Here is a 12,669-nt window from a genome sequence, read left to right as displayed (position 1 = left end):
TCACACCCGGATGTCGATCAGGGTTCCCATCATGTCGCTGGCGGTCTGGATCACCTTGGCGGAAGCACCGGCCTGCACCTCGGCACTCTTGAGGTTCACCAGTTCCTCGGGCAACTGTATCTTGTCACCGCTCGGGGTGTTGAGCCTGGCGATCTGATTGGATGCCTTGTCGGCGACCTGCTCCGCACGCTGGAACCCCTGTACACCGCTGTTCAATGCAGAATCTATACGCATGACAATTCTCCTCTGACACTGGATTAATTATCCGTCACCCCAGAGGATTAATGAAGCAAATTGGCTATTTTTCAACCTACAAAATGTTCAATGATTTCAATGAACTGCTGTGGATGAGAAATAAAGGGCGCGTGTGAGGCCTTTTCCAGCACCACACTGCGGCTGGCAGGGTAGCGCTCGTCCAGCAGAGGAATGGAGGCTTTGGGCACCAGCGAATCCAGCCGGCCGTAGACCCGTAGCCAGGGCAGGTTCAACTGCACCAGCTCATCGCGCAGATCGACATCGGCCAGCAAACCTAGCCCCGCCTCCAGCGCGGCCAGCTGTGGAGCGGGCCGCTCCGCCAGCCAGTGGCGCAACTGACGGATGTCATCTCTGGCATGTTCGCTGCCCATGGCCTGGATCGCCAGGAAGCGTTCAATGGTCTGCTTGAAGTCCCCCGCCAACATCTGGTTGAACCCGGTCAGCACCTTGGGGGCGATCCCCGGCCACTCGTCGCGTGCCATGAAACAGGGGGAACTGGCCACCGTGATGAGAGAGTGCAGTCGCTCGGAATGGTTCAAGGCCAATTGGCTGGCCACCAGACCACCGAGGGACCAACCCAACAAATGGCACTGCTCCGGCAGGATGGCAGCAACCTGTTCCGCCAGCCAGGGCAGACTGTACTCTGCCTCACCCGCCAGCGGGCTGTTGCCAAAGCCGGGCAGATCCACCAGATGGACGCGATAGCGAGCCGCCAGGGCCGGCACAATGCCGTGCCAGACCGCGCCATTCATCCCCCATCCGTGCAACAGCACCAGATCGGGCCCCTGACCAAACCGCTCTACCGATACGCTCATCTAGACTCTAGATCCTGTTCACTCTGTTGGGGTCAGCATGTTAAAGCGGCTGCTCGCCAAAGCAAGTCCGATCCTCGGCAGTCATGCCGACTGGCAGGGCAGTTGCCTGCTCTGCCAGCAACCTTGCGATGTTGATCCCCTATTGTGCAGCTGGTGTCGACAGGCCCTGCTGCAGGCTGACCACACCTGCCGCTTGTGTGCTGCCCCCTTGCCGGCACTGGATGACGCACGCGAGCCAATCTGCGGTCGCTGCCAGCGCAGGCCGCCGCCCTGGGAGCGACTGCAGGTCATAGGTGACTACCGGCCACCCTACCCCATGCTGATCCCACGGCTGAAGTATTCCGGCCAGATCCTGCTGGCCCCGCTGCTCGCCAGGGTGCTGGCGGATCATCTGGATTGCCGCGAGCCGCCACAGGCCATCATTCCAGTCCCCCTGCACTGGTGGCGCCAGTGGTGGCGTGGCTTCAACCAAGCGGAAGAGATAGCCCGCGCCCTCGGCGAGCTGACCGGCATCCCCTGCGATAATCGGCTGCTGCGCCGGGTCAGGGCAACGCCGCAGCAGACCAAATTGAGTGCGGGCCAGCGGCGGCGCAATCTGCGCGGCGCCTTCCAGATCCGCCCCCACGCCTACCAGCACGTTGCGCTGCTCGACGATGTGGTCACCACGGGTGCGACCGCCGGCCATCTCACCCGTTTGCTCCATGAGAGCGGAGTCACAAAGGTGGAAGTGTGGGCCGTCTGTCGTACCCTCAAGCACCTCAAGTAGCCAACGGCATGCTACCCAAGCCTTGCCAACAGAGTTATCATGAATACCCTAGTCGTACACTCAGGTTTATGAGGATAGTGATGATCAGCATTTCCGACACCGCCCAGGCCCATTTCCGTAAATTGCTGGAAAAGCAGCCTGACGGCACCAATATCCGGGTGTTTGTGGTCAATCCGGGAACCCAGAATGCCGAGTGCGGCGTATCATACTGCCCACCCGACGCGGTCGATCCGGAAGATCAACACCTGCCCTTCAGCGGCTTCGACTGCATGGTCGATCCCCTGAGCGCCCCCTTCCTGGTGGATGCCACCATCGACTTCGTCACCGATCAGATGGGCTCCCAGCTCACCCTGAAAGCCCCGAACGCCAAGATGCGCAAAGTGGCCGACGACGCCCCGCTGATCGACCGTATCGAGTACGTGTTGATGTCCGAGGTGAACCCCATGCTGGCCGGTCACGGCGGCAAGGTCACCCTGGTCGAACTGACCGAGGACAAGCTGGCCATCCTGCAGTTCGGCGGTGGTTGCAACGGTTGCTCCATGGTCGATTACACCCTGAAAGAGGGGATCGAGAAGCAGCTGCTGGAGAAGTTCCCGGGCGAGCTCAACGGCGTCAAGGATGCTACCGAGCACCAGCGCGGTGATCACTCCTACTACTGATTTGCTCTTTTTCGGCAAAGAAAAGGCCCCGCCAGCTGGCGGGGCCTTTTGCATTCTGCGGCGGGCGGTTCACTCGTCCTTCTTGTCTCGCGACAGCAGGGCGATGGCCGCCTCTTTCGGATTCTTGCCTTCGTACAGCACCTTGAAGATCTGCTCGCAGATGGGCATCTCGACGCCACAGCGGGCCGCCAGCAGATGCACCTCCTTGGTGTTGCGATAGCCTTCCACCACCTGGCCGATCTCGGCCATGGCGGTGTCGACATCCTTGCCAGCCCCGAGGGCCAACCCGAAGCGACGGTTGCGCGACTGGTTGTCGGTACAGGTCAGCACCAGATCCCCGAGCCCTGCCATCCCCATGAAGGTCTTGGCGTCGGCCCCGAGCGAGGCGCCGAGGCGCTGCATCTCTACCAGGCCACGGGTGATGAGCGCAGTCCTGGCGTTGGCGCCAAAACCCAGCCCGTCGGAGAGACCGGCGCCGATGGCGATGACGTTCTTGACCGCCCCGCCTAGTTGCAAACCGATGAAGTCCGGATTGGTATAGACCCGGAACGAACGGCCACAGTGCAGCAGCAGGGAGAGATCGTCGGCGAAGTCGTCGTGGGTCGAGGCCACCGAGATGGCGGTCGGCAGACCGGCAGCCAGCTCCTTGGCGAAGGTAGGGCCGGAGATCACCGCCAGCGGCATCTCGTCACCCAGTACTTCGCGCGCCACGTCCTGCAGCAGACGGCCGCTGTCCGGCTCCAGCCCCTTGGTGGCCCAGGCGATACGGGTATCGGGGCGCAGGAAGGGCTTGACCCGGGCCAGCACCTGGCCGAACACATGGCTCGGCACGACCAGCAGCAGTACGGGGGCGGCTTGCACCGCCTGTTGCAGATCCGCGGTCAGCTGCAGATCGGCGGGAAAGGGGACATCCGGCAAGAATGCCTTGTTGCAGCGGTCCTGTTCCAGCTCGGCGACATGGGCAGGGTCGTGACCCCACAGCAGGGTCGGATGACCGTTGCGCGCCAGAGAAATGGCAAGGGCGGAGCCGTAAGACCCCGCCCCCAAGACCGAGATAGCGATCTGGTCGGCCATTATCAGGCTTCCGCAGTCGCCTGCTGAGCCTGAGCCTGTGCCATGTGCTGGGCAAACAGGGCATCGAAGTTGACCGGTGCCAGGTTCAGCTGCGGGAAGGAACCCTTGCTCACCAGGTTGGCCACCGCTTCACGGGCGTACGGGAACAGGATGTTCGGGCAGAAGGCAGCCAGGCAGTGGGCCAGTTGCGGCTCCGGCAGGTTGCCGATGGTGAAGATACCGGCCTGCTGTACTTCGCACAGGAAGGCAGTCTCGGTTTCCAGCTTGCAGGTGACGGTCAGGGTCAGTACCACTTCATAGACGCTGTCGGCCAGGATGTTGGTCTTGGTGTCCATGTCCAGCTTGACGTCCGGCTGCCACTCTTTCTGGAAGATGTGCGGGGTGTTCGGCGCTTCGAAGGAGACGTCCTTGGTGTAGACGCGCTGGATGTGGAATTCCGGTTGTACTTCCTGGTTGTTGATCTCTTCAGCCATTTTGTTTGATTCCTTTTTATGAAAATAGGTGGGCGCAGGCCCTTAAATCAGCGTTTTTTGGTCACCGGCAGATTTTCTGCACGCCACTGGGCCATGCCACCGCTGAGCACATATACCTGCTTGAAGCCGGCTTTGCTCAGTTGGCGACCCGCGCCACCAGCGGTCATCCCCGACTCGCACACCACTATGATGGGGGCATCTTTATGCTTTTCAACCGGGCCCAGGTTATTGCTCTGGATCTGGCTGAGCGGCAGGTGCTGGGCACCGGCCAGATGGCCCTTGGCAAACTCTTCCTGACTGCGGATGTCCACCACGGTGGCGTTTTCACGGTTGATCAGCAGGGTGGCGGTGTGGTTGTTCACCGACTTGACCGGAGAAAAACGGGCACGCACCGTGGTGTAAACCAGAGTGCCCGCCAGGCCGAACCAGGCTGCGGTCAGCAGCGGGTTGCGGGCCGCAAAATCCAAATACTCTTGCATCTTCTACTATCCAGGGACCAAGACAAGTGCCCGAGTATACATGGGGACCCAGCCAAGATCAGCCATCTTGGCGGCAAAGCGGGAGCGGGCTCCCATCGGCTGGATACGGGATGCGACAGCAACATAAAAAGCGGTATCTGGCAGGCCTGACCGAGGATTCGTCGTGCAATGCGACAAGCCGGCGACAAAGGAGAAACAGCTCGGCAACAGGGTGCGGGCCCCGCCGGACGGGGCTTGGCTATCAGGTGACTATTTCGGCAGATGTAGTAATATTACGCTAGTTTCACTTCCCGCAATTCATTCCTATCCGAGAGGACATAGCCTTATGTCAACAGCTAAGAAACCTTTGGTTCTGGTCATCATGGACGGTTGGGGCTACAGCACCAAGCAAGAGCACAACGCCGTCGCTGCCGCCAAGACTCCCAACCTCGACCGTCTCGCCCGTGACTACACCAGCACCCTGATCTCCGGCTCCGGCCTGGACGTGGGTCTGCCGGACGGTCAGATGGGGAACTCCGAAGTGGGCCACGTCAACATTGGCGCCGGTCGCATCGTCTATCAGGAACTGACCCGCATCTCCAAAGACATCCAGGACGGCCCCTTCTTCGAGAACGTCGAGCTGGCCAAGGCTGTTGACACTGCCGTGAGCAAGGGCAAGGCCGTGCACATCATGGGCCTGATGTCCCCGGGTGGCGTACACAGCCACGAAGAGCACATCATGGGCATGATCGAGATGGCCGCCAAGCGTGGCGCCGAGCAGATCTACTTCCACGCCTTCCTGGATGGCCGCGACGTACCGCCGCGCTCCGCCCAGTCCTCCATCGAGCTGTTCGACGCCCTGTTCGCCCGTCTGGGCAAGGGTCGTTTCGCCTCCATGATCGGCCGTTACTACGCCATGGACCGTGACAACCGTTGGGATCGCGTACAGCAAGCCTATGACCTGATGACTCAAGGCAAGGGCGAGTTCACCGCCGACAGCGCCAGCGAAGCCCTGGCCGCCGCCTATGCTCGCGACGAGAACGACGAGTTCGTCAAGGCGACCCGTATCGGCGAAGCCGCCCCCATGCAGGATGGCGATGCGCTGATCTTCATGAACTTCCGTGCCGACCGCGCCCGCGAGATCACCCGCGCCTTCGTCGACAGCGACTTCACCGGCTTCGCCCGCACCGCCACCCCGGCGCTGAACTTCGTGATGCTGACCGAGTACGCGGCCGACATCAAAACCGCCTGTGCCTACCCGCCGACCGCCCTGGTCAACACCCTGGGTGAGTGGCTGGCCAAGCAGGGCAAAACCCAGCTGCGCATCTCCGAGACCGAGAAGTACGCTCATGTCACCTTCTTCTTCAACGGCGGCGAAGAGGCCTGCTTCACTGGCGAAGATCGCGAGATCGTTGCCAGCCCGAAAGTGGCCACCTACGACCTGCAGCCGGAAATGAGCTCCGAAGAGCTGACCGACAAGCTGGTTGGTGCCATCAAGAGCGGCAAATACGACGTCATCATCTGCAACTACCCGAATGGCGACATGGTTGGCCACACCGGCGTGTTCGATGCGGCCGTCAAAGCCTGTGAAGCGGTTGACCACTGCATCGGTCGCGTCACCGAGGCCCTGGCTGAAGTGGGTGGCGAGTGCCTGATCACCGCCGACCACGGCAACGCCGAGAAGATGATGGACGAAGAGACTGGTCAGGCCCATACCGCCCACACCAATCTGCCGGTTCCGCTCATCTACTTCGGTCGCAAGGCCGAGGTGCTGGAAGGCGGCAAACTGTCCGATCTGGCCCCCACCATACTGACTCTGATGGGTCTGCCGGTGCCGCCGGAAATGACTGGCAAGCCCCTGATGATTCTGAAATAATCCTTCCCCATGCGGGGATGCGAAGTGATTTCAACCAAAACCAGTCGCGTCGGCCTGTTGGCCGGCGCGCTGTTTTTTTGTCTGTCGTTCGGGCCGGGCAAGGCCTGGGCTGCCAACCAGCAGCTGGGCGCCATGCAGTCCCAGATCAAGGAACAGCAGCAGACCATCAAGCTCAGCAAACAGGAGCTGGCCAAGCTCAACACCCAGCTCAAGGCCGATGAGCAGGCCATCTCGGCCGCCGCCGCCAAGCTCGACCAGACCAGACAGCAGCTCAGAGAGAACCAGCAGAAGCTGGTGGGGCTGCAACAGGACAAGCTGGATCTGGAGCAGCAGGCCAGCCGCCAGAAGCAGTTGCTGGCCAAACAGGCGGAGAGCGCCTTCACCGCCGGCAACCACGATTACCTCAAACTGCTGCTCAACCAGCAGGATCCGGCCAAACTGAGCCGTTCCCTCGACTACTACGACTACCTCAACAAGGCACGCATCGAGGCCATCGAAGCCCTGCGGGCCACCCGTACCAAGCTGGCCAAAAACCAGCAGGCCACCAAAGAGACCGAAAGCCGGCTGCAATCCCTGCTCACCGAACAGCAGCAGCACCATCAAAGTCTGCTGGCCAGCCAGCAGAGCCGCGCCAAGGTGCGCAACCAGCTGCAGCAGTCGGTGCAGGATGACGAACAGAAGCTGACCAAGCTGGTCAAGGCGGAGAAAGCGCTGAAGGCACGGCTGGAAGAGTTGCGCCGCCAGCGGGAAGAGCAGGAGCGCCGCGAGCGGGAGCGCCTTGCCAAGCTGAAGGCGGAACAGGAGCGGCAACGCAAGCTGGTCGAACAGCGCCGCGCCGAACAGGAGCGGCTCGCTGCCCAGCAGAGCAAGGCGGCCCAGCAGCAGACCGCCAGCCGGGAGAGCACCACCAGCAAGCCTGAACGAGGTTCCGGCATCAGCAGCGCCGGTTACTACAGCGGGCTCAAGACCAATGGCAGCCTGCGCTGGCCGGTGCAGGGGCCGATCCTCATCGCCTACGGCTCGCCGCGCACCGCCGAGCTGAAGTGGAAGGGCACCCTGATCGGCGCCAGCGAAGGGACCCAGGTCAAGGCGGTGGCACCGGGCCAGGTGGTCTATGCCGACTGGCTGGACGGCTTCGGCATGTTGCTGGTGATCGATCACGGCCGCGGCTACATGAGCCTCTACGGTCACAACCAGTCGCTGCTGCGCCAGGTGGGCCAGAACGTGGAACAGGGTGAACCGGTGGCGCTGGTCGGTGACAGTGGCGGCCAGGACAGACCCGGCCTCTACTTCGAAATTCGCTACCAGGGCGAGGCCATCAACCCCACCAAGTGGCTGGCCAAGCGCTGACGCCGACTTGCCTCCTCCCCCGACAGCCTGCCTTGCGCAGGCTGTCGTCCCTCCGGCAGCGCGCGGCGACGCGCCACCTTTGGTGAAAAATTACCTCTTTTTCAGGCTGTTCAAGGGAAGACGACCAGCCCAATCTGCTCCAGCAAGGCCTGTTGCTGATCTTCGTTGATCTGCACCCCGTGCAGATTGACCCGCCGCAGATCCAGCCCGGGCAGATCGCACTGACGCAGATCGCAGCCCTGCAGGTTGATGCGGCTCCAGTCCAGTTGGCCGAACTCGGAGCCGCTGAGATCCGAGCCCGCCAGCGAGGCGCCGAACAGGTTGGCCCCCTGCCAGCGATTGCCGCTCAATTCGCATTTTTCCAGCAGACAGCCCTCGAAATTGGCGTAGCTGAAGTTGTTGCCGGTAAGATGGGCTTCGCAGAAGTAGCTCTTGACGGTGATCTGGTTGGCAAAGCTGGCGCGGGAGAAGTTGATCCCCATCGCCTGGCAGTCGCGCAGCTCGAGTCCGAGGCACTGGCTGTGACTGAAGTCGGCCATGGTGAGATCGCAGCGCAGAAAACTCGCCTCGCGCAGATTGCAGCCCTGCAGCAAACAGTTCTGTTCGCTCTCCCGATCGTAGAAGCTGCAGTCGACGAAACGGCTCTCGCCGAGATCTAGCCTGGAGAAGTTGCAGCCGATGAAACGGCATCCCTGAAACTGCTCCCCAGCCAGGTCCTGCTGCTCGAAGCGCACACCCTCAAAGCACTTGGCCTTGATCATCCTGAGATTCCCCTTGTTGACGGCGTCATATGCTGACTTTGTTACAAAAAAACGGTAATGTTACACGTAACATTTGTCCCGGATCCAGAGATGAACGATACCCGCAAGCGCCGCCCCACCCTGCAGGACATAGCCGACCTGACCGGGGTCACCAAGATGACCGTCAGCCGCTACCTGCGCGACCCGCAAGCCGTGGCCGAGGGCACCCGCGAGCGGATCGCCGCCGCGGTGGAGGATCTCGGCTACATCCCCAACCGGGCGCCGGACATTCTCTCCAACGCCACCAGCAAGGCGATCGGCATCCTGATCCCCTCCCTCTCCAACCAGGTCTTCTCCGCCGTGGTGCATGGCATCGAATCGGTGACCCGGCCCGCCGGTTACCAGACCCTGCTGGCTCACTACGGCTACAGCCCTGAGCGGGAAGAGGAGCAGGTCGCCTCCCTGCTCTCCTATCACGTGGATGGGCTGATCCTCTCCGACAGCCAGCACACCGAGCGCACCCGCAAGATGATTGCCACCGCCGGCATCCCGGTGGTGGAGACCATGGATCTGCCGCAGAGCCCCATCGACATGGTGGTCGGCATGGATCACCGGGCGGCCGCCCGGGCCATGGTAACAGAGATGCTGCGGCGGGGCCGACGCAAGCTGGTCTATCTCGGCGCCCGGCTCGACGTGCGTACCCAGTTGCGGATGGAGGGCTACTACCAGGCGATGCAGGATTTCGGCCTGAGCGGCCAGCACCTGCTGACCGAGCAATCCTCCAGCTTCACCCTCGGCGGCCAGCTGCTGGAGCAGGCGCTGGTACGCTATCCCGATCTGGACGGCCTGTTCTGCACCAACGATGACCTGGCGGTGGGCGCCCTGCTGCAGTGTCAGGCCAAGTGGATACCCGTGCCCCAGCAGATCGCCATCGCCGGCAGCAACGCCCTCGACATCGGCCACGCCATGACCCCCAAGCTGGCCAGTATCGTCACGCCGCGCAAGGAGATCGGCCGTGCGGCCGCCACCATGCTGCTGGCCCGCCTCAACGGCCAGCCGCTGGCCGACACCCGGCTCGACATGGGCTTCTCCCTGTACGAGGGGGACAGCCTGGGCTGAGGCCCAAATCCCCACCATGCAGCTAAAACAGAGCAGGCCACCCGAGGGTGGCCTGCTTGCTTGGCAAACGGAAGGTCCGGCTCACGCCGGCGTCAAATCAGGATGCGACCAGAGCGACGGCTTCGCGGGAGAGTCGGGTCACCTCTTCCCAGTTACCGTTCTTGACGGCCTCGGCCGGCAGCATCCAGGAGCCGCCGACGGTGGCGACGCACTTGAGCGCCAGATAATCGGCCACGTTTTTCGGGCCGATACCGCCGGTGGGGCAGAACTTCACCTGGGGCAGCGGCGCGGCGATGGCGGCCAGCGCCTTGGTGCCGCCATTCGCCTCGGCCGGGAAGAATTTGAGGTGGTCGTAGCCCGCTTCCAGCGCCTGCATCACCTCGGATGGGGTGGCCACGCCCGGGATCAGCGGCGCCGTGCTGTTGGCTGCATGGGCCAGCAGGGCCGGGGTCATCCCCGGGGAGATGACGAAGCGGGCACCGGCGGCCACGGCGGCGTCAAACTGCGCGCAGTTGAGCACGGTACCGGCACCGACCATGGCCTCCGGCATCGCCTTGGCGATGAGGGCGATCGCATCGAGTGCCACCGGGGTGCGCAGGGTGATTTCGAACACCGAGATGCCGCCGGCCAGCAGCGCCTTGGCCATCGGCAGGGCCTGATCCAGCTCATTGATGACCATCACGGGTACCAGCGGGGAGGCGGCAAACACCTCGGCCGGGGTCACTTTCCAGTTCTGCATAGCTCTTCCTTAGTCAAAGATGGTGGCGCCACACTCGGCGCTCGATACCGCGCGACGCATCACGCTGAACAGTTCACGGCCCCACCCCTCTTGTTCCAGGGTGAGGTCGATCTCGGCCTGGGTACGGCCGCTCAAATCGGTCAGGCAGTCGAGGCTGCCGGTTACCGCGTCCACCCGCAGCAGGTCGCCATCGGCAAGCAGGCCGATGGCCCCGCCGTGCAGCGCTTCCGGGGTGACGTGGATGGCGGCCGGGATCTTGCCGGAGGCACCGGAGAGGCGACCATCGGTGACCAGTGCCACCTTGTAACCCGCCTTCTGCAGGTTGCCGAGCACCGGCATCAGCTTGTGCAGCTCCGGCATGCCGTTGGCGGCCGGGCCATTGTGACGCACCACGATGACGGCGTCCTGATTGAGATCGCCCGCCTTGTAGGCCGCCTCCACCGCATGCTGGGAGGAGAAGACCCGGGCCGGGGCTTCAATCACCCGATACTCGGGGGCCACGGCAGAGACCTTGACCACGGCGCGGCCCAGATTGCCGGAGAGCAGCTTGGTGCCGCCGGTGGCCTGGAACCGGCTACCGGAAGGCGACAATACACTCGCATCACTGCTCTCGCCCACCGGCTGCCATACCAGCTTGCCATCCACCAGTGCCGGGCGGCTGAGGTAATCCTGCATCTCGCCGAAGACCGGGGTGGCATCCAGGTGGATCAGCCCCTCTTGCGCCAGCCGGCGCATCAGGCCGGGCACGCCACCCGCCTGTTCGAAGGCGTTCACGTCGGCCGGGCCGTTCGGGTACATGCGTACCAACAGCGGCACCACGTCGGAGAGATCGCTGATGTCGTCCCAGGTCAGCACCAGACCGGCGGCGCGGGCCAGCGCCACCATATGGATGCTGTGGTTGGTGCTGCCGCCGGAGGCGAGCAGGGCCACCAGCCCGTTGACCAGCGAGCGCTCGTCGATCACCGCACTCAGGGGGCGATAGGCCGGGGAACCCGGGATCATGGCGCTGATGCGGCGGGCCGCCTCCTCGGTGAGGGCGCGGCGCAGCTCGCTGTGCGGGTGCACGAAGGCGGAGCCCGGCAACATCAGACCCATGGCCTCGAACACCAGTTGGTTGGTGTTGGCGGTGCCGTAGAAGGTGCAGGTGCCGGCCGCGTGGTAGGCGCCGCACTCCATCTTGAGCAGGGCATCGCGACCCACTTCGCCGGCGGCGTACTGCTGGCGCACCTTCACCTTCTCGTCGTTGCTGATGCCGCTCGCCATCGGGCCGGCCGGCACGAAGGCGGTGGGCAGATGAGCGTGGGAGAGCGCTCCCATGATCTGGCCCGGCGCTATCTTGTCGCAGATGCCGAGCAGCAGGGTGGCGTCAAAGGTGTTGTGGGAGAGCGACAACGCGGTCGCCTGGGCGATCAGATCGCGCGAAAACAGGGACATGTCCATCCCCGGCTGGCCCTGGGTCACGCCGTCGCACATGGCGGGCACACCGCCGGCCACCTGGGCGCTGTGGCCGAGCTCGGCCAGCGCGGCCTTGATGATGTCCGGATAGCCCTGATAGGGCTGATGGGCGCTCAGCATGTCGTTGTAGGCGGTGACGATGCCGACGTTTGCGCGGGTCATGTCGAGGATGCGACCCTTCTCGTCACAGCTGGAGGCTGCCACGGCGTGGGCTAGGTTGCCGCAGGCCAGCGCGGCTCGGGTCTTGCCCTGATCGGCCTGGCGCTGGATGCGGGCCAGGAAGGCCTGGCGACGGGCGGCACTGCGCTCGCGAATGCGGGCGGTGACGCTGGAAATAACCTGATGGATCATTGGGCTTGCTCCAATGCGGTGACGGCGCGATCAACCACCTGTTCGAAGGTGCCGTCGATATCGATGTGGAATACACCGGCTTCGCCGTCCGGGCGCTCCAGGGTATCGAACTGACTTTGTACCATGCTTTCGCGCATGAAGTGGCCCTTGCGGGCCCGCATCCGCTCGAGGATCAGCGGCTGGCTGCCGTCGAGGAAGAGGAAGCTGACCGACTCGTTGCCCTCGCGGATCTGGTCGCGATACTGCTTCTTGAGGGCCGAGCAGACAATGACGCCCACCTCGTTCTTCTGTTCCAGGCTGTAGGCCGCGTCGCGGATCCGCTCCAGCCAGGGGGCGCGATCCTCGTCGTTGAGCGGGTTGCCACCGGCCATCTTCTGGATGTTGGCCCTGGGGTGCAGATCATCACCGTCGATGAACTTGGCGCCCAGCACGCTGGCCACCTTGAGGCCCACGCTGGACTTGCCGCTACCACACACACCCATCACGATAATGCTCTTACCCGCCATTGTTTGACCTCTATCTCATTTTTCAAAAAACGT

General features: G+C 63.2%; 14 protein-coding genes. 5 read left to right on the top strand and 9 right to left on the bottom strand.

The features are described from left to right. Together CK627_RS05290 and bioH are read right to left on the bottom strand one after the other, a co-directional pair. Complete coding sequence (locus tag CK627_RS05290) at positions 1-234, bottom strand: flagellar biosynthesis protein FlgE (RefSeq protein ID WP_095591831.1); 234 nt, start codon at positions 232-234, stop codon at positions 1-3. A gap of 71 nt (positions 235-305) precedes the next feature. Then, complete coding sequence (bioH, locus tag CK627_RS05285) at positions 306-1,070, bottom strand: pimeloyl-ACP methyl ester esterase BioH (RefSeq protein ID WP_095591830.1); 765 nt, start codon at positions 1,068-1,070, stop codon at positions 306-308. 37 nt (positions 1,071-1,107) lie between these two features. On the opposite strand from bioH, the gene CK627_RS05280 reads away from it, so the two are divergent. Continuing rightward, on the top strand, positions 1,108-1,836 hold the full coding sequence (locus CK627_RS05280) for a ComF family protein (RefSeq protein ID WP_095591829.1): 729 nt from the start codon (positions 1,108-1,110) through the stop codon (positions 1,834-1,836). An 80-nt stretch (positions 1,837-1,916) separates the two neighbouring features. Then, complete coding sequence (gene nfuA / locus CK627_RS05275; protein WP_005307891.1) at positions 1,917-2,495, top strand: Fe-S biogenesis protein NfuA; 579 nt, start codon at positions 1,917-1,919, stop codon at positions 2,493-2,495. Positions 2,496-2,564: 69 nt separating this feature from the next. On the opposite strand, the gene gpsA is transcribed toward nfuA, so the two are convergent. From gpsA to CK627_RS05260, 3 genes are read right to left on the bottom strand one after another with little or no spacing between them, the layout of a single operon-like run. Then, entirely contained in the window at positions 2,565-3,569 is a 1,005-nt protein-coding gene (gene gpsA / locus CK627_RS05270; protein ID WP_095591828.1) for an NAD(P)H-dependent glycerol-3-phosphate dehydrogenase, read from the bottom strand. A 2-nt stretch (positions 3,570-3,571) separates the two neighbouring features. Further along, positions 3,572-4,042 (bottom strand): protein-export chaperone SecB, encoded by a 471-nt coding sequence (gene secB, locus CK627_RS05265; protein ID WP_005307878.1) that lies wholly within the window; start codon positions 4,040-4,042, stop codon positions 3,572-3,574. Between the two features lie 47 nt (positions 4,043-4,089). Then, entirely contained in the window at positions 4,090-4,521 is a 432-nt protein-coding gene (locus CK627_RS05260; RefSeq protein WP_005307875.1) for a rhodanese-like domain-containing protein, read from the bottom strand. A gap of 325 nt (positions 4,522-4,846) precedes the next feature. On the opposite strand from CK627_RS05260, the gene gpmM reads away from it, so the two are divergent. Both gpmM and CK627_RS05250 read left to right on the top strand, forming a co-directional pair. Then, positions 4,847-6,376, top strand: coding sequence for a 2,3-bisphosphoglycerate-independent phosphoglycerate mutase (gene gpmM, locus CK627_RS05255; protein WP_095591827.1), 1,530 nt, complete (start codon positions 4,847-4,849; stop codon positions 6,374-6,376). Positions 6,377-6,385: 9 nt separating this feature from the next. Continuing rightward, positions 6,386-7,726, top strand: a complete 1,341-nt coding sequence (locus CK627_RS05250; protein WP_095591826.1) for a peptidoglycan DD-metalloendopeptidase family protein — start codon at positions 6,386-6,388, stop codon at positions 7,724-7,726. 110 nt (positions 7,727-7,836) lie between these two features. Here CK627_RS05250 and CK627_RS05245 read toward each other — a convergent pair whose 3' ends face one another. Further along, the gene (locus tag CK627_RS05245; RefSeq protein WP_017778597.1) at positions 7,837-8,487 is read right to left on the bottom strand and encodes a Qnr family pentapeptide repeat protein; all 651 of its coding nucleotides are present in this window, start codon (positions 8,485-8,487) and stop codon (positions 7,837-7,839) included. A 90-nt stretch (positions 8,488-8,577) separates the two neighbouring features. On the opposite strand from CK627_RS05245, the gene CK627_RS05240 reads away from it, so the two are divergent. Further along, positions 8,578-9,585, top strand: a complete 1,008-nt coding sequence (locus tag CK627_RS05240; protein WP_017778598.1) for a substrate-binding domain-containing protein — start codon at positions 8,578-8,580, stop codon at positions 9,583-9,585. Between the two features lie 97 nt (positions 9,586-9,682). On the opposite strand, the gene CK627_RS05235 is transcribed toward CK627_RS05240, so the two are convergent. Genes CK627_RS05235 through CK627_RS05225 form a run of 3 tightly spaced genes read right to left on the bottom strand, consistent with a single transcriptional unit; the run spans position 9,683 to position 12,636 of the window. Then, a complete protein-coding gene (locus tag CK627_RS05235; protein WP_010635429.1) occupies positions 9,683-10,324 on the bottom strand; it encodes a bifunctional 4-hydroxy-2-oxoglutarate aldolase/2-dehydro-3-deoxy-phosphogluconate aldolase in 642 nt (213 codons plus the stop codon). A 9-nt stretch (positions 10,325-10,333) separates the two neighbouring features. Then, positions 10,334-12,130 carry a phosphogluconate dehydratase gene (edd, locus tag CK627_RS05230; RefSeq protein WP_095591825.1) on the bottom strand — a complete coding sequence of 599 codons (1,797 nt, stop codon included), beginning with the start codon at positions 12,128-12,130 and terminating at the stop codon, positions 10,334-10,336. Then, positions 12,127-12,636 (bottom strand): gluconokinase, encoded by a 510-nt coding sequence (locus CK627_RS05225; protein WP_005307862.1) that lies wholly within the window; start codon positions 12,634-12,636, stop codon positions 12,127-12,129. The genes edd and CK627_RS05225 overlap by 4 nt, the downstream gene beginning before the upstream one ends. Positions 12,637-12,669 lie beyond the last annotated feature (33 nt).

The organism is Aeromonas dhakensis (assembly GCF_002285935.1).
Classification (GTDB): Bacteria; Pseudomonadota; Gammaproteobacteria; order Enterobacterales; family Aeromonadaceae; genus Aeromonas; species Aeromonas dhakensis.
This window is presented reverse-complemented; position numbering and strand designations above follow the sequence as displayed.